At 41.1% G+C, this 20,696-nt stretch carries 20 protein-coding genes; 14 read left to right on the top strand and 6 right to left on the bottom strand.

Annotation, left to right across the window (positions count from 1 at the left end):
• Window positions 1-5 precede the first annotated feature (5 nt).
• Window positions 6-896, bottom strand: a complete 891-nt coding sequence (locus MTF66_RS00100) for a LysR family transcriptional regulator (protein WP_054563889.1) — start codon at window positions 894-896, stop codon at window positions 6-8.
• A 111-nt stretch (window positions 897-1,007) separates the two neighbouring features.
• On the opposite strand from MTF66_RS00100, the gene MTF66_RS00095 reads away from it, so the two are divergent.
• Together MTF66_RS00095 and MTF66_RS00090 are read left to right on the top strand one after the other, a co-directional pair.
• On the top strand, window positions 1,008-2,195 hold the full coding sequence (locus tag MTF66_RS00095; RefSeq protein WP_248525820.1) for an MFS transporter: 1,188 nt from the start codon (window positions 1,008-1,010) through the stop codon (window positions 2,193-2,195).
• A 196-nt stretch (window positions 2,196-2,391) separates the two neighbouring features.
• Window positions 2,392-3,354 carry an alpha/beta hydrolase gene (locus MTF66_RS00090; protein ID WP_058584162.1) on the top strand — a complete coding sequence of 321 codons (963 nt, stop codon included), beginning with the start codon at window positions 2,392-2,394 and terminating at the stop codon, window positions 3,352-3,354.
• 107 nt (window positions 3,355-3,461) lie between these two features.
• On the opposite strand, the gene MTF66_RS00085 is transcribed toward MTF66_RS00090, so the two are convergent.
• Window positions 3,462-4,376 (bottom strand): AraC family transcriptional regulator, encoded by a 915-nt coding sequence (locus MTF66_RS00085; RefSeq protein ID WP_058584161.1) that lies wholly within the window; start codon window positions 4,374-4,376, stop codon window positions 3,462-3,464.
• Between the two features lie 176 nt (window positions 4,377-4,552).
• Here MTF66_RS00085 and MTF66_RS00080 point away from each other — a divergent pair, with 176 nt between their 5' ends.
• Together MTF66_RS00080 and MTF66_RS00075 are read left to right on the top strand one after the other, a co-directional pair.
• Window positions 4,553-5,044: a cupin domain-containing protein gene (locus tag MTF66_RS00080; RefSeq protein ID WP_105181850.1), complete on the top strand. Its 492-nt coding sequence runs from the start codon at window positions 4,553-4,555 to the stop codon at window positions 5,042-5,044.
• 14 nt (window positions 5,045-5,058) lie between these two features.
• On the top strand, window positions 5,059-5,406 hold the full coding sequence (locus MTF66_RS00075; RefSeq protein ID WP_248525819.1) for a cyclophilin-like fold protein: 348 nt from the start codon (window positions 5,059-5,061) through the stop codon (window positions 5,404-5,406).
• 69 nt (window positions 5,407-5,475) lie between these two features.
• Here MTF66_RS00075 and MTF66_RS00070 read toward each other — a convergent pair whose 3' ends face one another.
• The 3 genes from MTF66_RS00070 to MTF66_RS00060 form a co-directional block, all read right to left on the bottom strand.
• Window positions 5,476-6,855 carry a serine hydrolase gene (locus tag MTF66_RS00070; protein ID WP_248525818.1) on the bottom strand — a complete coding sequence of 460 codons (1,380 nt, stop codon included), beginning with the start codon at window positions 6,853-6,855 and terminating at the stop codon, window positions 5,476-5,478.
• Between the two features lie 165 nt (window positions 6,856-7,020).
• Window positions 7,021-8,202 (bottom strand): NAD(P)-dependent alcohol dehydrogenase, encoded by a 1,182-nt coding sequence (locus tag MTF66_RS00065; protein ID WP_248525817.1) that lies wholly within the window; start codon window positions 8,200-8,202, stop codon window positions 7,021-7,023.
• Between the two features lie 11 nt (window positions 8,203-8,213).
• Window positions 8,214-8,636 carry a cupin domain-containing protein gene (locus MTF66_RS00060; RefSeq protein ID WP_055021700.1) on the bottom strand — a complete coding sequence of 141 codons (423 nt, stop codon included), beginning with the start codon at window positions 8,634-8,636 and terminating at the stop codon, window positions 8,214-8,216.
• Between the two features lie 187 nt (window positions 8,637-8,823).
• Between MTF66_RS00060 and MTF66_RS00055 the strand changes: the two genes are divergently transcribed.
• From MTF66_RS00055 to MTF66_RS00040, 4 genes are all read left to right on the top strand, one after another.
• Complete coding sequence (locus MTF66_RS00055) at window positions 8,824-9,561, top strand: hypothetical protein (protein WP_248525815.1); 738 nt, start codon at window positions 8,824-8,826, stop codon at window positions 9,559-9,561.
• 152 nt (window positions 9,562-9,713) lie between these two features.
• Window positions 9,714-10,226, top strand: coding sequence for a hypothetical protein (locus tag MTF66_RS00050; protein ID WP_055021702.1), 513 nt, complete (start codon window positions 9,714-9,716; stop codon window positions 10,224-10,226).
• 36 nt (window positions 10,227-10,262) lie between these two features.
• Entirely contained in the window at window positions 10,263-10,448 is a 186-nt protein-coding gene (locus tag MTF66_RS00045) for a DUF1289 domain-containing protein (RefSeq protein WP_058584158.1), read from the top strand.
• Window positions 10,449-10,512: 64 nt separating this feature from the next.
• Window positions 10,513-11,307 carry a glycosyltransferase family 25 protein gene (locus MTF66_RS00040; RefSeq protein ID WP_055021703.1) on the top strand — a complete coding sequence of 265 codons (795 nt, stop codon included), beginning with the start codon at window positions 10,513-10,515 and terminating at the stop codon, window positions 11,305-11,307.
• 20 nt (window positions 11,308-11,327) lie between these two features.
• On the opposite strand, the gene MTF66_RS00035 is transcribed toward MTF66_RS00040, so the two are convergent.
• On the bottom strand, window positions 11,328-13,109 hold the full coding sequence (locus tag MTF66_RS00035; protein ID WP_248525813.1) for a M61 family metallopeptidase: 1,782 nt from the start codon (window positions 13,107-13,109) through the stop codon (window positions 11,328-11,330).
• A 202-nt stretch (window positions 13,110-13,311) separates the two neighbouring features.
• On the opposite strand from MTF66_RS00035, the gene MTF66_RS00030 reads away from it, so the two are divergent.
• The 6 genes from MTF66_RS00030 to MTF66_RS00005 all read left to right on the top strand — a co-directional run bounded on the left by MTF66_RS00030 (window position 13,312) and on the right by MTF66_RS00005 (window position 20,429).
• On the top strand, window positions 13,312-14,847 hold the full coding sequence (locus MTF66_RS00030; RefSeq protein ID WP_248525812.1) for a GGDEF domain-containing protein: 1,536 nt from the start codon (window positions 13,312-13,314) through the stop codon (window positions 14,845-14,847).
• 71 nt (window positions 14,848-14,918) lie between these two features.
• The gene (ppnN, locus tag MTF66_RS00025) at window positions 14,919-16,262 is read left to right on the top strand and encodes a nucleotide 5'-monophosphate nucleosidase PpnN (protein ID WP_054563902.1); all 1,344 of its coding nucleotides are present in this window, start codon (window positions 14,919-14,921) and stop codon (window positions 16,260-16,262) included.
• Window positions 16,263-16,273: 11 nt separating this feature from the next.
• On the top strand, window positions 16,274-17,047 hold the full coding sequence (xni, locus tag MTF66_RS00020) for a flap endonuclease Xni (protein WP_248525810.1): 774 nt from the start codon (window positions 16,274-16,276) through the stop codon (window positions 17,045-17,047).
• Window positions 17,048-17,118: 71 nt separating this feature from the next.
• Window positions 17,119-17,502, top strand: coding sequence for a DUF3192 domain-containing protein (locus MTF66_RS00015; protein ID WP_054563904.1), 384 nt, complete (start codon window positions 17,119-17,121; stop codon window positions 17,500-17,502).
• Between the two features lie 18 nt (window positions 17,503-17,520).
• On the top strand, window positions 17,521-19,206 hold the full coding sequence (locus MTF66_RS00010) for a hypothetical protein (protein ID WP_248525809.1): 1,686 nt from the start codon (window positions 17,521-17,523) through the stop codon (window positions 19,204-19,206).
• Window positions 19,207-19,421: 215 nt separating this feature from the next.
• A complete protein-coding gene (locus MTF66_RS00005; RefSeq protein ID WP_054563906.1) occupies window positions 19,422-20,429 on the top strand; it encodes an isocitrate dehydrogenase in 1,008 nt (335 codons plus the stop codon).
• Window positions 20,430-20,696: the final 267 nt, after the last annotated feature.

Below are 20,696 nucleotides of genomic sequence, written 5' to 3'. Positions count from 1 at the left end.
GCACTCTATTGCTGTTTTAATGCTTCTAACACAATTTTAAATGCCGGAGACGGTTGTCTGCGGCTCGGGTAATACAAATAATAACCGGGAAATGCGGGGCACCAATCAGCTAGCACTTTAATTAAATTACCATTTTTTATATGCTCACCAAACTCTTCTTCAGGTAGAAACGCAATACCTAACCCCTGTAATGCAGCCTCAACAATATGATGAGAGGTATTAAAGATTAATTGACCACGTACATTCACATTGAGCTCCTCCCCCTCTTTTTCAAACTCCCATGCATATAAACCGCCATGGGTCGGAAAGCGAATGTTGATACAATTATGTGCAGTAAGCTCCTTTGGCGTGTTAGGCTTTTGATGCTTAGCAAAATACTCAGGGCTTGCAACAGCTGCCATATTGAGCTCTTTACCAATAGGCACTGCAATCATATCTTTATCTATAGTTTCGCCAAGGCGAACACCAGCGTCGATACGCTGAGCAACAATGTCTGTGTAGCCATAGTTAACATTAAATTCAATATTAATATCTGGGTATTGCTTTAATACATTGGCCAGTTTTGGGAGTAATGTGCTCTGAATTATAAAATCACCACAAGTAATTTTTACCGTGCCCGCAGGTTTATCTCTGAGTTCAGTTAACGCTTCTAACTCATTTTCAATATCATCAAAACGATGCCCTATTGCATTGAGTAAACGCTCCCCGGCGAGAGTCGGCGATACGCTTCGAGTTGTTCTGGTTAACAAACGAATATCTAAATTTGCTTCTAGTGAACGAATAGCCTGACTCAAGGCAGACTGAGTTACGCCTAACTGGGCCGCAGCACGCGTAAAACTTCCCGTTCTTGCCACAATGACAAAATAGTTCAATTCATTGAGGTTTTGTTTGATCATCCACCAGCCTATTAATAAGTATTACTAATAAAGCATATTAGTATTCATTAGCTAGTCTATTCAACCTATGTCTGAAAAAATACTCCATCACATTTAACTGTATGGACTAGCATGACAAATTACTCAACCTATCAAGATGATCACCCTATCGAGCAGCAAGCTAATTGGAGTGGGGTTTTTGCGATGACATTATGTATTTTCGCCTTAATAGCCTGCGAGTTTATGCCTGTAAGCTTATTAACACCTATGGCTGAAGATTTATCAATTAGTAAAGGCATGGTTGGTCAGGGGTTAGCAATATCGGGCTTTTTTGCGGTTATCACAAGTCTATTCATGAGTCCTTTATTTGCTAAAAGTGATCGAAAGACCTTACTAGTCGCTCTGACCTTGATAATGCTACTGTCAACTTTAACAATCTCTGTAGCTGATAGTTACGCTGTTTATATGCTTGGTCGTGCGTTAATCGGCTTAGTTATTGGCGGCTATTGGTCACTTTCAACTGCTTCTGCAATGCGCTTAGTTCCCGAGGAAAAAGTGCCTAAAGCACTGGCAGTATTTAATGGTGGTAATGGTCTTGCCATGATAATTGCAGCACCACTTGGCAGTTATTTAGGCAGTGTTCTTGGCTGGCGAGGCGCATTTATGTGTTTAGTGCCATTTATTGCTATTGCTGTATTTTGGCAATGGCAGGCTTTGCCTAGCATGCCAGCTCAGCAGCAATCAAAAGGACCTTTTTCTGCATTTAAGTTATTTAAAAAGCCACTCGTCCGTTTTGGTATGCTAGCTGTCGCGCTGCTATTTATGGGGCAATTTACTTTATTTACCTATGTAAGGCCCTTTTTAGAGTCAGCGTTTCAGGCCACCAGCCAACAAGTCTCTATGGTGTTATTTGTTATTGGTTTTGCAGGCTTTATTGGCACCTTATTGATCAGTAAGGTCATAAAACTCAGTTTAGCGTTTGCATTAATAGCTGCTCCTGCGGTTATGGCTTTAATTGCATTTTGTTTAGCTAATCAAATATCCCTTTTTAACATCAACATCGTATTACTTGGATTATGGGGGTTTATTGCAACTGCAGCGCCTGTCGCTTGGTGGAGCTGGGTAGCTCGTGCTTTACCAAAAGATGCTGAAGTTGCAGGAGGGTTGATGGTAGCAATTATTCAATTTTCGATAGCGCTTGGCTCAACATGCGGCGGCATATTATTCGATGTTTATGACTACCCTATTACCTTCTTAGTTAGCGCAGCTATCTTATTTTTTGCAGCTATTGCCAGCTATTTCACTATAAAAACACCCTAAAAAATCACTAGGTAGCTCATATTTGGGCTACCTAATGTTCATTTTAAGCACCTAAAAATACATTCGACACTTTTAGGCAATAAATCGACTGTTCTAATATAACGCTAAACTGCACAAATAACCGACAATAACCTCATCAAAGCTGCATTGTGAAAACAAATTGCAGTCCCTGTTAATCACAAAATAGGAGAGTGTTATGACAACCTCAACTGATAATTTTTACCAAAGCGATGCTGTTAACTTTGAAAAAGTAATTTTCAAAAACCAATTACAAATGAATGTAGTCGGTAACCTTTTTACACCTAAAAATGCAGAGAAAGGTGCAAACCTTCCAGCACTTGTTATTGGTCACCCTATGGGTGCGGTAAAAGAGCAAAGTGCTACTTTATATGCAACTAAACTTGCAGAGCTAGGCTTTGTAACTTTGGCAGTTGATCTTAGCTTCTGGGGCGAAAGTGACGGCGAACCGCGTAATACTGTACTACCTGATTTATACGCAGAGTCATTCAGTGCGGGTGTTGATTACCTTGCTAGCCGTTCTTACGTCAACAAAGAAAGCATTGGTGGTTTAGGTGTATGTGGTAGTGGTGGTTTCATCATTAGTGCCGCAAAAATTGACCCACGTATCAAAGCTGTGGCAACAGTTAGTATGTATGACATGGGTGGCGCAACGCGCAATGGTTTAGGCAACTCTATTGACCTTGATATGCGTAAAGATATGCTTGATGAAGCTGCAGAGCAACGTAATGTTGAGTACCTTGGTGGCGAAGTACAATACACCGGCGGCTGCCCGCATCACATTGATGAAAGCTCACACCCAATTGCAAAAGAGTTTTATGACTTTTACCGCACTGAACGTGGTGAATATACACCAGAGCGTTCATCAGCAGATTTAACAACACACCCAACATTAAGCAGCAATGTGCGTTTTATGAACTTTTATCCATTTAACGATATTGAGACTATTTCACCACGTCCATTACTGTTTGTTGCTGGTGAACACGCTCACTCATTTGAGTTTAGCCAACAAGCCTATGATTTAGCCGCTGAACCTAAACAATTATTGGTTGTACCAAATGCAGGTCATGTTGATTTATATGATGATGTGGGTTTAATTCCATTCACTAAAATTGCTGAATTTTTCACAGCAAGTCTTTAACTAAAACGTGTCATGGTAACGAATGGGACATAGGGATATGCCCATTCGTTTTTTATACCAATTCGCTTAATTAACTATTATTGCCCATTGGTATTATAAGTAGCCGGCTATTTAGCCGTTGCTAAAAACGCCTCAACATCTCGTTTTGGTGATAAACCAAAAAACCGGGAATACTCGCGAGAAAACTGTGAGGGGCTTTCGTAGCCAACTTTAAAAGCAGCACCTGAGGCGTCCATACTCTCGCCAACCATCAACCTTCTTGCTTCCATTAACCTTAAACGCTTTTGATATTGCAACGGACTCATTGAAGTTAGATCTCGAAAATGATGGTGGAAAGTCGATTTACTCATTTTCGCCAGACCCGCTAAGTCCTCTACACTCAAGGGTTGATCATAGTTTTCTTTTAACCACTTAACACTACGTGCAATTCTAAGCCCTTGGCTACCTGTTGACACTATATGGCGAAGCTCCGCCCCATGCTCACTGTTAAGTACACGCCAAAAAATTTCGCGTTTAATTAATGGCGCAAGCACTGGCATAGACTCCGGATCATCAACCAGCTCAATTAATCGTGTAAAAGCGTTAAGGAGCGGTTCTGTCATCTCACCTAAAGTCATTCCCTTATTGAGTGATTGCTTGTTTAATTTGTCGAGCGGTATTTGCGAAATCAGTTCACCTAACATAGCCAAATCAAGCTTTAACACTAAACCTAAATAAGGCGCGTCGTCTTTTGCTTCGAGAACTTGCATTTTTGCAGGTAAATCAATGGAGGTAATCAAATACTTGTGTGGGTCATACTTGAAAACATCTTCGCCCAAGGTCATGCTTTTTGCCCCTTGTAGCACCAGTGCAATACTTGGTTCAACCACACACATTGAACAAGAGGTGGCAGCCTGTGTTTGTCGATAAAAAAACAAATCCTCAATCACGCTATCAGCGGTTTCTTGCTGACCGATAAGCGGCGCAATCTTATCTGCTAAAGCGGCGCTCATTTTAGCAACAGCATCATAATCTGAATGCATAACCAACCCAATTAAATTCAAGATACTTAACTATACGCTCGGTTATACAGTATTGACCAGTGATAAATTTGCCGCCTCGGACTAATAGGCAATAACTTGCGTGCATTGTACTTTTTAAAGGCACAGTTTTTAGCCAAAATTAAGATTCGTTCGGTTACAAACACATGGAGAAAAGTATGAAGTATATTATCGGTACCCTTATCTTAACGATGAGTGCATTTAGTCATGCAGAAAACGCCTCTTCACAACGTTTAGAATTACCGCAAATCACAGTGCAAAAAAATGGCACTCAGTACCCAATGACTGGGCTCGACAAGTATTTCACGGGCAAAGTACGCGTCGAGCCTAGTTTCCAAGCTCATGGCGAAGCGAAAGCCGCTGGTGCCATGGTAACGTTTGAGCCCGGCGCTCGAACAAACTGGCACACCCACCCTGTTGGCCAAACCTTAATTGTTACATCAGGTATGGGCTGGGTTAATCAGTGGCATGGACAACCTCAGGTCATAAAACCAGGTGACGTTGTACATATTCCTGCTAATGTTAAACATTGGCACGGTGCTACAGATAAAACAGCCATGATGCACTTAGCTATTCAAGAATCAAAAGACGGTAAGGTTGTTGATTGGTTAGAGCCAGTAACAGATAAGCAATATTTAAAAAAGCAGTAAAGATGGTAAGTGAAATGCAAATAAAGTTCACCAGTAACGGCAAAACTATGCAAGCGACTCTAGAAAGTAACAATGCCGCTAAGCATTTTTATCAACTTCTACCATTGACTTTAAAAGTAGAAGACTTCGCCAATACTGAGAAAATTGCCACTTTACCAGAGAAATTAAATCTACAAGGCTTACCTGCTGGCACCGATGCCGACGCAGGAGACATCACTTATTACGCACCTTGGGGTAACCTTGCGCTCTTTTATAAGCAGCAAAGTTATGCAAATGGTCTGATAAAACTTGGCAAAATAACGGGCGATAGTCAGTTTTTTAAAAGTTTAGGCCAAGCGGATGTCACTATAGAGCCCTTGTAGTAGATACTAACTCTCCAGTTAGCAAAGCTGCTTCTGTACGCCACAAAGCAGCTTTTTTATTGCCTGACTTTATCTGCCCAGTGCTTTTAAAACATCACGAGCAAAATCATGCTCACTAAAGCCTTTAAGTCCTGCAAGGTCGTACCCTCGCCTAACAATAACTAACTGCTCGCTTGGAATGATCACTAAAAATTGACCACGGTTGCCTCGCGCTGCAATGGTATCGTTTGGTAACTCAGGAAAACGTTCGTTATAAAGCCACCACTGTGCGCCGTATCCTGGTGCCGTTACAGGGGGTTGAGCAGGGGCAGGTTTACTAATATAACTTAACCAGTCTTTTGGTAATATTTGCTCCCCTTGCCAGCGGCCATTATTCAGGTGTAATAGCCCTAAGCGAGCAAGATCCCGCGAAGTAGTCCACACTTGCGATGACAAAATAAAGTCACTTTGCCAATCTGACTCTAAAAATGTGTGCTGCATGCCGATTTTATCGAGTAAGTTGTCATATGGATAACGCAAATAGCTCGCTTCATCGTTGAACGTTTCTCGTAAGGTACGTAGCGCTAACATGGTGTCGTTATTGGCGTATTTCCAACGGCTACCAGGCTTTACTTCTAATGCGGTATGTGTCGCAGTATCAGACACTAAACCGCCGCCCATATAGACACGATCCGTACGATTGCCCGCTTTATTACTGTCTAAACCTGATGCCATGTGAAGCAAGTTTTCAAGGGTAATTTCGCCACGTGGGTCAAGCGGGTGAGACCAGCTTTCAAGCCCCGCAGGCTTTGTAACATCAAGTCGCTTTTGCGCTACCGCCACACCAATAATGCTCGCGCCAATACTTTTTGCAACAGACCAAGTACGCTGGGCGGTTTCAGGGGTAAAACCTGCTTTATATTGCTCTGCTAGAATCGCCTCAGGGCTTGCTATTAAAATTGCCGAAGTTCGTGCACCTTCGCCATAATGACGAGTAAAAGCCTGAGCAATAACCTCATCAAGTGCCTTATTGCCCGTCGCTTTATTAACACCACTTAGCGTTTGCCAAGGCTTACCATCATCCTTTTGATAGGCTAAGTTTTCTTTAAATGGTGCTTGCACAATTGATGCAGCCTTAAGACTTGCCCCTACAGGTAAATCAACACAGCCTAAACGAGGCCGCCACACCGATATACGTTGCTTATCTTTATCGTAATCAACAATGACTCGTTTATGCTCAGTATCAATGTTCGCTTTTAGTGTTTTTACAGTATCTGCAATTAAAGGATAAATACCGGTAAGTTCATCAATATCAATTTGATCTTTGCTTTTGCCAGCGTTAAACGTGGCACTACAGGTAAAATTGGCGACGTACCCAGCGGCATAAGCGTTCAAGGTTGTATCTGTTTCTTCGCTACAAACAAAAAAGCTAGTGCACAACAACGTACTTAGGAAGGTTATTTTTTTCATTATTACTCCTTAGGGGCCAAAGAGTTTAAGTTAGCAAAAGAAAAAAATAATGATATGTTTTTACGGCAGTATTCGCTCTGTAAGCGACAAATCACCGAATTAAAAAGGAACAACAAAAAACGCCATACTAGGTATGGCGTTTGGCTTACTCAACCTAAACTGAAATTAAAATGTCGAGGCATCAATTACATAACGATAGCGCGCTTTTTTCTCCACCACGCTTTGCCATGCATTATTGATTTCAGAGGCTTTGATTAACTGGGTTGCTGGCAGAATATTATTCTTAGCGCAGTAATCAACAACTTCTTGCGTTTCTTGCATATCACCAATTAACGAAGCATTAAAGTTTACGCGGCTTGCAGCCAATGCTAATGCATTCATATTTAATGAAAACTCTTCTGGCATGCCCACTTGGGTATACGTTCCGAATGGTTTTACTAATGAAGCATATTTAGCGATATCATATTTCACTGGCAAGGTATTAATTAAATAATCAAGCTGCGACTTATGCTCGTTGTAAGCGTCTTCACCGTCAACAACAACCACTTTAGCGCCAAAGGCTTTAATATCGGCTACTTTATCTTTAGAGCTTGTGAACGCGTAGACATCAGCACCTTGCGACACAGCCAATTTAACAGCTAAGTGTCCAAGTCCACCGATACCAACAACACCTACTTTATCGCCTTTTTTCAAGTTAAATTTAAGCAACGGAGAATACGTTGTAATGCCGGCACATAATAAAGGAGCAGCATGCTCTAAACTAATGTTTTCAGGAATATGCACTGCAAAATGATCGCGAACAACAATGTTATTCGAGTAACCACCTTGTGTGATACCAGTCGGTGAGCGTTCATCAGGGTAGCCATAAGTGAATTTTGTTTCTGGGCAATATTGCTCGCCTTGATCTTTACAGCTATTACAGTCAAGACAGCTATCAACCATACAGCCTACACCAGCACGGTCGCCCACTTTAAACTTAGTCACATTCTTACCGACTGCTGTTACGGTACCTGCAATTTCATGACCTGGTACTTGAGGGTATTGCTGTGCGCCCCAATGCCCTTTCATCTGATGAATATCTGAGTGGCAAATACTGGCGAATTTAATTTCGATTAAAATATCGTTATCGCCTACTGGACGTCTTTCAAACTCCCATGGTTTTAGTAAGCCTGAATTATCAAAAGCCGCATAGCCACGAGATTTTATATTGCCATTTGCAAGCTGCTCAGATGATGCTGCAAACGAAGGCGCCGCAAAGCCACCTAGTAAAAGACCTGCACCCAAAGCTGAACTCGTTTTAATAAAATTACGACGTGATAAGTCTTGCGTTTCATGTTTGTCACACATCTCAATGTACCTTATGCTAAATAATCTTCATCTGAAACAGCTTCGAACCAATCAACAGGTTTACCATCGAGTGCTTCTTGAACTGCTACATGCTTCATTGCACTATCAGCAGTCGCACCATGCCAGTGCCTTTTTCCGCAGTTACACCAAATTAAATCACCTGGGTTGATGACTGTTTTCTCACCCCCCTCGCACTGTGTCCAACCTTGACCTTCTGTAACTAATAAAACTTGGCCGAGTGGGTGAGAATGCCAATTTGTGCGAGCTCCTTTTGAAAACTCCACCACAGCAACACCAACGCGAGCAGGTGCTGGTGCATTAAATAAAGTACTGATTTGCACTTTACCTGTGAAACATTCTGCTGGCCCTGCGATTGGATCTTGAGAACCTGACTTAATTACTTGCATATCGTTTGTTTGCGCTGAATCACTCATATGTTTCTCCTTGGGTTGCTTAGGTTTTAGTCTACTATTTCAGTCTAAAGCATCGCGAAAAACCATAAATGCCTGAAGCTCGCGCTTTCTTGCCTATTTGTGTAAAAAAGTTTTTAAAGCCTTTAAACCTTTTTTATCAGCACCTGCGACTAAGCTAATAACACCACACATATGAAAGGGAAGAACCATGTTAAGTACAGTAAAAACACTCTCGCTAATTGCCGCAGGCTTATTATCAGCACAAACATTTGCTTGGGGTGATATGCCACTACAAGAAACTAAAAACCTAACGCTAGATGCAGCCTCATTAAGCGCTTTAAAAGTAGAAGCGGGCTCTGGTTTTTTACACATTACCGGTAGTGACAGTTATGAAGTAACCGTTAAAGCCGAGATTTATCAAGAAAAGCCTCATGATGAATACTGCTTAAACCTTGAAGCCAAAGGAAATAACGCAGCACTTAGTGCAGGTCAATGTGATTACCATACCAATAAGCAAACTCGCATTGATTTAACCGTTGCTATCCCTCGCTCATTTAATGTAAATGTGCATGATGGCTCTGGCGAAATTATCATTAGCAAAGTTGCAAATACTGTGATCAACGATGGTTCAGGTTCAATTACCGCAAATGACATTACTGGCACATTAGAAATTAATGATGGTTCGGGTAGCATAGAAGCACGTAATATCAGCCGTGATATTAAAATTCATGACGGCTCAGGTAATATTGATGTTGCCAACGCACAGGGCAATATTGAAGTACACGATGGCTCTGGTGGTATCGACTTAAATGATATTTCGGGTGATGTTGTCGTTTCAGATGGCTCAGGCAGCATTCGCGTTGATACTGCAGCAAACTTTGAGTTACTAAGTGATGGCTCTGGCTCAGTAAAAGTAACCAACATTGCAGGCAAAACCAAGATGTAAGCTCACGCTTTTATAGTTTTTAGCAACTAAAATGCCTTCCTTTGCGAAGGCATTTTAAATTGTAATTACCAATCTTTATTAGCATTTTTACAAGGGCTTAGGTATCCTTTAGGAAACGTTTAAGGAACTGCTATTTAAAAGGATAGCCTGATATGAAAAAGCCACTCGCCGCCTTACTAACTGGCCTTGTTTTAACAGGTTGTACAGGACTAACAACTGAACAACAAACGGCCATTGATAACTTAACCCCTTGCGAGAAAATTAACGCCTTATTAGGTGCTTACGACAACCGCTTTGAAGGCTTAAAACGTAGCCGTGTAAATACTAAATACATGGAAACATGGACAGCGAAATACAACCTTATTGCCGATAACTGTCAAATCACGGCGCTTGATAAAGACAATGTTACCTACCGCTGTGTAGGCAACTACGAGCAACAGCAACAAGCTGTCGCTGATCACACCCGTGCGGTTAATTTTACCCAAGCTTGTTTAGCGGGTAATAATTGGCACCAAACACAAAAAGAGTCAGCTGAATCGTTACGCACCACGTTTGTGCTTGACGAAAACAACCCTGTTATCTCAATTCATTCGGGTAAAACCCTATCGCGTAAACAGCCTTGGTCTACCACTCTTGAAATTGGTAAGCCAATTGAAGGTAAGTAATACACTCATGAAGGCTACATTAGCCTTCACATCACTATGACAAAATCAAAAAAAACAACCAGCCAATTTAAAACAGATTGCATCGGTCAATGTCATCGCCTAAATGGCTATTGCACTGGCTGTGGTCGCAGTAATGATGAAATTTTTGATTGGATCATTTTATCCGAGCAAGAAAAGCAAGCGATTTTAAATACTCCTCGCCCTGACATAAAAGCGAAATAGTTCTGACACCCAAGCGTCATTAAAGCTTGTTAGCCTGATTCAAACTGACCATCAGGTAACGATAATGACCGCTATTTTTGTAATTAACTTAGCAAGCTCTACTGAACGATTAAACCGTGTTAGCCATGAGCTAAATGCACAAAATTTGGCATTTGAACGCCTTGATGCAATTGATGGTAGAGAGCTGTCTGATACAGAGATAACCAAGCACTATAGTGCTGATTTAAACCTAAAAAAATACCATAAGCCCTTGAGTAAAGGTGAAATTGGCTGTTACCTGAGTCACAGGAAAGCATGGCAAACCATTGTCGATAGGCAATTAGATTACGCCATTATTTTAGAAGATGACTTTGTGCTCGACCGCTCTATTCACAGTGCAATTGAAAACATTAGTACATTAAAACAGCCTTGGCAGCTAATAAAATTGGCCGCTTATAAAGACCGAAGTAGGGAAATTGCCTTTACAAAACACCTTGCTGATGAGCAACACTTAGTCATTCATAAAAAGCTTATGTCTGGCTGCTGTGCAACGGCTGTTAGTTTTGAAGGTGCAAAAGCGCTGTTAAAAGCCACAGCCACATTTGGCCGCCCCGTTGACTGCGATTTACAGCATGTGTGGGAAACGGGTGTTTATGGATACTCTTTGCTGCCCTACCCAGTGTCACAACCCGATAATTCACAAAGCGATATTCGGGATAGATCAACCAAAGTTAAAAAGTCGTTCTGGCGACGTAAAAAACAGCAACTTCATAGTGCACTTCTAAACACAAAGTACACAAAGCAGTTTGTAAAAGCGCAGCTAGTACCGAACAAAAAGAAAGGAGCCGCAGCTCCTCTCTTACCAATAAAAAATCATTAAAGATTTATTTAGCTTGCCTATTATTTTGCCTGGTTTGGGTGGTCAACACCCATCCACGCTTTAAACAATGCCATTTGAGCTGGTGTTGCATCTTTTAATGCTTTGACCTTTTTCTCTTTATCAAAGTCTTCGCTAAGTGTTAGCGTTGTGCTTTGTAATGCATCGCGTCTAATGAAATCAACAGTCACTGTGTCGCCTGCTTTAAACGTTTCGAGGCTGGCTGTTAAATCTTTACCAACATGCTTTTTGTTAAACGCAACAATTTTGTCATCAGTCGTTAAGCCCGCTTGCCATGCAGCGCCACCACGGCGAACATGAGTTAGGGTTAATAACTCACCGCTGTTTTTTGCAAACGAATCAATACTAGGTACTGATTTTGCGCCTTCAGGGCGAATTAAACCTAAGCCTACTTTTGCAAGTAGCTCATCAAAGTCGATAGCAGCTGGCTCATCCACATTCGCTTGCCACCAAGCGCTATAATCACGACCTGTAAGCTCTTTTAAAATTGCTTTAACATCATCTGGCGTAAAACCATCTGGTAAACGATGCTTGTTATAAAGCGCGCGGTGAACGTCGCGGTAACTGATTTTGCCATCGCTTTTTTCTAGCAAATCAATATCAAGCGCCATTGAAATCAATGCACCTTCTAAATAGATATTGGTGCTATAGTTGCGAGCGTGGTCGCCGCCTTGGTTGATCCACTTATCAAAGCTTGTTTCAGTTGCGCTTTGTACTTCGCGACCCGGTGTTTGTAAGTGACGATTAACGGTTTTCGTTAACGTACCGAAGAACTCATCAGTTGTTTCAATGCCAGCACGCACCATTAAGTGATCTTCAAAGTAGCTGGTTGAGCCCTCTGCAATCCATAATGTTTTCGCGTAGTTAATATTGGTGTAGTCGTACGGTGCAATACCTTTAGGGCGGTATGCTTTTACGTTCCAAGTATGAATAAATTCGTGAGCTGCGGTGCTGATAAACGCAAGGTAATCTTTACGAGAACCAAAACGGTCACGTGGGCGCTGGATAATTGTTGAGTTTAAATGTTCTGTCGCACCGCCTGCACCTGACGTAGCATGTACCATAAATACATAACGCTCATATGGGTAGTTATCCCAAATGACATTACCGGTTGTCACTAGCTTTTTAAGGTCAGTTAGCATTTGATCTACATCGTAGTTGCCTTCACCCCAAATAACGAGTTCATATTCACGACCATCAACAGTGAACTTGTGTAGTTCATTGATACCCGATTCGATTGGTGAATCAACTAAAATATCGTAATCACCGGCTTTAAAGCTGTGTTTAGAACCCGCATTTTCCATACCCGATACTGAGCGCCATTCTTTTGGTACATTTAGCTCAACTTTAACTGGGTCTTGGCGGAATGATTCGCTGAACATGAAAAAGCCAGAAGCATCAATGAAAGCATGACTGTCATCAATATGACGAGCTCGTTTACCTAGCTCGTTAGCGTAAACTTGGTAATCTACATTGACTTGTGTTGGTTCGTTTAGGTGAACACGCCAAGTGCTGTGGTCAATTTTTTCCCACTTTAATGCCTTACCATCATCATCTTTTGCTTCGAAAAAGCGCACGCCATTGGCAAGATTTAAAATTTCGTAACGGCCAGTACGCCAAGCTGGAAGTTTAATATCTAAATGTGCTTGTGCTGTTTGCGGAAACTCAACACTTACATTACCTAAATGGTGCTCTGGCTGAGTGATAGACAGTGAGTAGTTTACATCTGCAAACACACTGCTAGAACAGGCCGCCAAAATAGACATTGCCAAAAACTTTTTCATAACAACTCTTTTTATTACTATCAAAATTGCGAAATAGCCTAACAATTGCGAGAAAAAATGTGAATTAAAAACCGATAAACAGCCATTGCAACAAGTTTGATAGACAAAATAGCTAAGTTTTTGACTTGGAACCTACATTTCGTATTAATTTGTTGTAAACTTAGCTAATAGAAATTTGAATTTTTGATGGCGGTATTACTAGGTGCAGCAACAGCATGATGTTCTTAATAAAAAGTTAAAGCAAGCGATCGACGCTCGAACAGTGGTCGAAGATGCGCGCAAACATCAAGTTGAAGTTCTTTCTCAGTTTGCAGCGAAATTATCGCTAAGCTGTAAAGGACTAGACATTGAACTAGACAATCGTTTAGCGAAATTTAGAAATGCCCTTAAAAAAGGGGTTAAATTCGAATTACTCACCCCCTTTATCGATGATGTGCTTGGCCTGTTAAAACAACAAGAAACTAAGCAAATGGCACTGCAACGTGAGCTAAATGAAAGTGTCACTGACGCTGGCAAGCAGCTGCAAAAAGTACGAGGCTTGCCTGAAGATGCTCGTCGCTCGCTACGTTATTTACTCGATCACGAATTAAATAATATTCAGTCTAATCATGACTTTGTGCCACTACTTTCAAAGCTGATTTTAATTTATCATCAAGCCTTACAAGCCAAGCTTACAACATCAAATACAGCTGAGGCGCAAATAAGACCAGAGCTTGCCACACAGCTGCTTTCTCTTGCCAATGACTTAGTGCTCGAAGATGAAAGTGCCGAGCAAATTAAGACTATCAAAAGTAAAATAACCCATAATGATAGTGTTGACGATCTGCTTGATTCTGCACTGAATATTATTAGCATCGTTACGCGCAATATGAGCAAAGAGCGCCAATCAGCGCAAAGCTTTTTGATCTCATTAAATCAAACAATCGAAGATTTACATCATTCCATTGTTTCTACCAGCAAGCATTCAGAATCTCTGAGCGCTGAATACGACACGCTTAACAAACAAATTGAAGCAAAGATTAAAAACCTGCATACGCAAACACAGCAAGCGACGTCTATTTCTTCGCTTAAAGAGCTTGTAGAAGAAGAATTAAAATCATTAAGTGATGATTTAATCGCAAAAGAAAAGCTTGAACAAACAGAACGCGAAAGCTTACTCGCTAGCTTTAACGATATTAATAGCCGAATTAGTCATTTAGAAACCAAGCTTTCGACCTATAAGCAGCGCCTAAATGAGCAGCGCTTTAAAAGCTTACTCGATGGCCTAACTAAGTTGCCAAACCGTGCAGCGTTTGATGAACGCTTTAATCATGAGTTTAACTTATTTAATGTGCAAGAATCAGACATTACCTTTGTAGTGATTGATGTAGACCACTTTAAATCAATCAATGATCAATATGGCCACAGTGCCGGTGATAAAACACTGCAAGTAATTGCTAAAGCATTACAAAAATCAATTCGTAAATCAGACTTTATTGCTCGTTACGGCGGCGAAGAGTTTGTGTTACTAATGAGTGGAATGTCGATTGAAAATGCCACTGTGCCGCTTGAAAAACTGCGCAAAACAATTCAAGGCATTCCGTTTAAATTTAAAAATAAGCAAGTAGAAATCACCATTTCTCTTGGTGCAACCCAGTTGAAAAAAGGTGATACCCCGCTGATTGCCTTTGACCGTGCAGACGAAGCACTATACAAAGCCAAGAATGAGGGACGAAATAGAGTTTGCATTAGCAAATAAAGGCCTCATCTAGTATGTGAGGTCTTTGACACACAATGATAAAGGCTCATAGACGAGCCGGGAGAGTGCTTATGTTAAAACAACTGAATCCTACAGGTGTACTGGATTTACTATCGCAACTAGAAGTTGATCTACTCGAACAATCATCCACCAGCGAGCGCTATAAATTATTTAGAAACTGTGTACTCGCGGTTCTCAATGTGGGCAGCCACACCGATTCAAGCTTAGAAATTTACAATAAATACGAAGACTTTGATATTCGCTTATTAAGCCGCGAACGCGGGATTAAGATCGAACTTGAAAACCCACCGGAATCTGCCTTTGTTGACGGCGAAATCATTACCGGTATTCATGAACATATCTTCTCTGTTATTCGCGATATTCTGTTTATTTGTCAAAAATACGAAAAAGACTTAACAGAGCAAAAAGCCATTACTCATATGGTATTCGATATGCTGCGAAACGCAGGCGCATTGAGAGTAAATAGTGACCCGAGCATGATAGTTTGTTGGGGCGGTCACTCTATTAATGAAGTGGAATACAAATATACCAAACAAGTTGGCTATGAGCTTGGCCTTCGTGGCTTAAACATTTGTACCGGCTGTGGCCCAGGGGCAATGAAAGGCCCAATGAAAGGCGCAACCATTGGCCATGCCAAGCAACGTATTACTAATAATCGTTACTTAGGTTTAACCGAACCAAGCATTATTGCCGCTGAGCCACCTAACCCGATTGTAAACGAGCTAGTTATTTTGCCTGATATCGAAAAACGTTTAGAGGCATTTATTCGTACAGCCCATGGCATAATTATTTTCCCTGGTGGGGCGGGTACTGCAGAAGAGCTGTTATACCTTTTAGGTATTTTGTTGCACCCAGATAACGAAAAACAATGTTTACCAGTGATCCTTACTGGCCCTAAAGAAAGTGAAAACTACTTTATTGAGCTGTGTAAATTCGTTGAGAAAACACTCGGTAAAGCGGCACTAGATAAGTTTGAAGTGATCATCGATGATCCAGAACGAGTTGGTAAAACGCTTAAAGCGAAGATGGCTGAAGTGCGCGAATACCGTAAAAGCCAAGGTGATGCTTACTACTTTAACTGGACATTAAAAATCGATAATGATTTCCAACAGCCGTTTGCACCAACTCATGCTAATATGTCGAGCTTAGATTTACATTTAGATCAACCAACTCAGCAACTCGCAGCTAATTTACGCCGTGCGTTTTCAGGCATTGTAGCTGGTAATGTTAAAGACGAAGGCTTACAAGCCATCAAACAACATGGCCGCTTTGTGCTAAGTGGTGAACCTGCGCTTATGGCTGATATGGACAAACTACTGGCAGCATTTGTTGAGCAAGGCCGAATGAAGTTGCCTGGCAGTAAGTATATTCCTTGCTATGAGATAAAAGCCTAACAGGAGCCTATGTGACAACCCAATTACTTTTAATAGATGCGCTAAATCTTATTAGGCGCATCTATGCTGTTGATAGTAATCAGAGTCATCACAGTGAAGAGCATATGATAAAAGCAAGCTGTGCCCGAGTGGCACATGCTTGTAAAAAGTTACGCCAGCAAACGAATGCGACTCACGCGATTGCCGTATTTGATGGTGAAAGAAGTTGGCGTTATCACTACTTTGAGGCCTACAAAAGCACTCGCTCACCAATGCCTGACACTCTCAAACAAAACTTATCACGCTTTAAACAAGCAATTGAAGACACTGGCATTGTGGTGTTTTCACCTGATAATGATGAAGCCGACGATATAATTGCTACTCTTGCTTACAAGGCCGCAACTAATAATGTGCCTTCTACCATCGTTTCGACAGATAAAGGGTTTTTGCCGTTTTTATCTGAGCAAATTGCAATTTTTGATTACTTTAAAAAGCAGTATATTGAGTTTGAAGATATCAAACAGCGCTTTGATGTACCAAAACATCGACTTGCGGATTTTTGGGCTTTAGCTGGTGATAAAACCAATGATATCCCGGGCGTTAAAGGGATAGGTAATAAGACGGCGCAGCAATTAATCAACGATTATGAGTCGATAGAAGCGGCCATGAACGATGATGAGCTGAACCCTACTCTTAAACGTAAGCTGAGTTCAGAAATGGACATGTTCGTAATATCAAAAAACCTTGTTATGCTGCGTACAGATATTAACTTAGGCTTTAGTTTAAAGCAGTTAAGGCTCAATTAGTCGCAATCTCGTAGCACAGTTTGCCAACTGAGCGTATACTGAAAATTCGCGTTAGTTTTATAGAGTTACACATGTTTAAAAAGGTTTTCCAATATCTGGTACTTGGGTTAGGTGTTTATGCACTGATAGCAACCCTAGTGATCACTTTTTATAAAGATGATCCGCAAGCCATGATCTGGCAAGACCGTGAAGCTTTTAATAAACGCTATATCGCAAAACTATCGATTGATAAGCCTGAAAACCTTAATGCGGTGCTTGATTATTTAGGTAGCCCCGATCTAACCTATGCTAAACGAGTCGAAGACAATGTTTGGCAGATTATTTTTTACCGCACTCAGCATGTTAAATCTGATGGCATAACCACCATCGATGAATGCACAGGCCTACTTTTTAAAAATGGTCAGCTGGTATTATGGGGGCCAAGTGCCTATGAAAGCTATCAACAAGAAACCTAACCGCTTATGATGGAAAACGTGACGCCACGGGAATTGGCACGCTTATTTGATAGTACACACCAGCTACTTAAGCTTTATCATCAAAAGCAAAAATGGTCACAAATTTTCCCTTTATTAAGTAACCTAGCTGAGCGATATTACCAGCTGTATCAAGCCTGCCCAAAAGGTATGCAAGCACAACTAAGCTTGTATGTACCGAATCATGGTTACACCACAAACTTAGTTGTAAACCAATGTGTTGTAGCCTGTATTTTGTGCCGCAGCCTTAACTACAACCAAGCCATTAGCGAACAAATTATTAGCTGCTGTTTAGCCAATTACCTTTGCGTGCAATCCCAAAGTAATAAGTTAGCGGCAGGACAGACCCTATCGGCTCAAGATAAAAAGCTTTGGCAGTGCCGCCATCAGTTAGCTGCAAAATTACTAAAAGACTCAGGCCCACATACGCTCTCTATTCAGCATTTATTAGCGCGTTTAAATAAATATAAACAAGCCTTATTAAGCGCGCCGAAAATTATGATTTACGATGGCGCAACAACCTTAGTTGCTTTGGCTAATATTATTGCCATGAATACGACTTACCGCGAGTCGGGTGGTCACATTAGTGTTCACAAAGCCTTGGCTGATATATATTTACGCACCCCTAACGAATTTGCCCAAAATGCTATAAAAGCACTGATTGCGCATATTGGCCCTTACATTCCGGCTAGTGAAGTAAAGTACGCCGAACAAATACTTATTTATTTAGCCACAGATGAACATGGCCGCCATATATTGGTTGATGCCAGCCGCCCTGAAAAAATTCGTTGGCATCGCTTCAAAGCAAGCTTAACTATTTTTGACAAACAAAGGCATTGTAAAGACTCTCGTTTGCTGTACACAGTTTGGTTTAGTGAAAACATTAACTTTGCTGAGCCACAGCCAATAAATCAGCAGCGTAGGCAGCACTATTTAGAGTTAATTAGCACGTTAAAAGTATCGCAAGAATATAGCTTTCGTGGCTTAAATAAGCTTTTAAGCCCCTACCCTGAATTGATTACACAGCTTACCGTTGCCTCTAAACCCTATAATAAAGAGCAGCAAAGAGCTAAAGACTTGCGCCATTGTTTGTCTATGGTCGGATACGATAACGCCCCTGCGATTATTCAAAAAGTATTATTTCAACGCTTGGTTGCAACCACCTCTCACCCGCTTTTTCAGCATATATCTAAGCGCCTTGAGAACATGGTGCGCATTATTCAGGCGCTATTTAAGCACACCGATTCAATTCAATTTGAGCAAGTTACTTTGCCCTTATATGCCTACGTTCTTTATCTTTGTGAACATCAAGCAACCAGTATTTCTCGTAAAACTGTATTTGAGCAGGCCGAAGAGCTAGTAATAAGCCCACCGCTTGCCTGTTTGTTTGGCATTAGTCACTTAAACCAAGAGCCACTAACGGCGTATTTAAATCAACTGATTGGCGATAACAGTTGGACACAGCATTTACTTGGTAGTGAGCAACATAAAAAACAAACTCTCGATATCAATGAAAAACATTGGGTCGCGATTAAGCTATTTACTTATTATGTTTTTCAACCCAAAGCGCTATTTAGTAGTTGGCAAGAACAGATTATTTTCGACAGCTTATCGGCTGCTGGATGGCAATCAAAAGCAGATTTTTATGCATATCTGAAAAACTGTGAATTTGCAGACAATTTTTAGATTGTGTTGTTAAAAAGTGCGAAAACGTTAAATAAATATGAACTTTAGTCTGTTTATAGTCAGTATTCACAGGATAAACTGGCAAAAAGCTGAATAAATTGCTATAAAAGCCGCTTAAATTTTCAAACACATCCACGTGAACCCTCTAACAAGTAAATCGCATGCTATTTCGCGATAAGTTTACGTGTTTATCTACTCATAAATAGGAAAAGTAAATGGCTAAACAAACCATCACAGTGATCAAAGGCGACGGCATTGGTCCTAGCATTATTGATTCAGCACTTGAGATCCTTAAAGCTGCAGGTTGCGATTTTGATTATGAATTCGTTGATGCTGGCCTTGCTGCCCTAGAAAAAACTGGTGAGTTACTTCCGCAAGAAACAATCGACACAATCGCGCGTAACAAGATCACTTTAAAAGGTCCATTAACGACGCCAGTTGGTGAAGGTTTCACTTCAATCAACGTAACTTTACGTAAAAAGTTTGGCCTTTACGCTAACGTTCGTCCTGTTAAGTCATTCGCAGGTACACAAGCTCGTTACGACGACATCGATATCATCACTATTCGTGAAAACACACAAGGCATGTACTCAGGTCTTGGCCAAGTGGTTTCTGAAGATGGTAACGAAGCAGAAGCAATGTCAAAAATCACCCGCGAAGGTGCAGAAAAAATCGTTACTTTTGCATACGAACTAGCGGTACGTGAAGGCCGTAAAAAAGTGACTGCTGTACACAAAGCTAACATCCTTAAATCAACATCTGGTTTATTCTTAAAAGTTGCACGTGAAGTAGCTGAGCGTTACCCACAAATCGAATCAACAGAAATGATTGTTGATGCAACTTGTATGAAACTAGTTATGACTCCAGATGAGTTTGATGTAATCGTTACTACAAACTTATTCGGTGACATCCTATCTGACTTATGTGCTGGTCTTGTTGGTGGTTTAGGTATGGCTCCTGGTGCAAACATCAGTGAAGATGCAGCAATCTTCGAAGCAGTACACGGTAGCGCACCAGACATCGCTGGTAAAAACCTTGCAAACCCAACGTCAGTGATCTTAGCATCTATCCAAATGCTAGAGCACCTAGGTATGGGCGATACTGCAGAGCGCATCCGCAGCGCAGTTGCTGATGTTATCAAATCAGGCGACCGTACAACTCGCGACCTAGGCGGCAGCCACGGTACTACAGACTTCACTCAAGCTGTAATTGAGCGTCTATAAGAGAATACTTGTTTAAGGCTTATGACAAGCTAATAACCCTTAAACACCTCTTTGCAAAAGCCAGTCTCCGACTGGCTTTTTTATACCCTCTATTAAATTGAATACTTAATTGGACATCCACTTTTATCTTTTTAGTAAAACCTCAACATAAAACTAGACACCCACTTTACTCACTACACTTCCACAAGAATAACTAGACACCCAACTTAAAATTTCTCACTTCTCAAAATTATGACTAAACTTAAATTGTTCAACTCATGGAGGAGA

Source organism: Pseudoalteromonas sp. 2CM39R (assembly GCF_023161845.1).
This window is presented reverse-complemented; position numbering and strand designations above follow the sequence as displayed.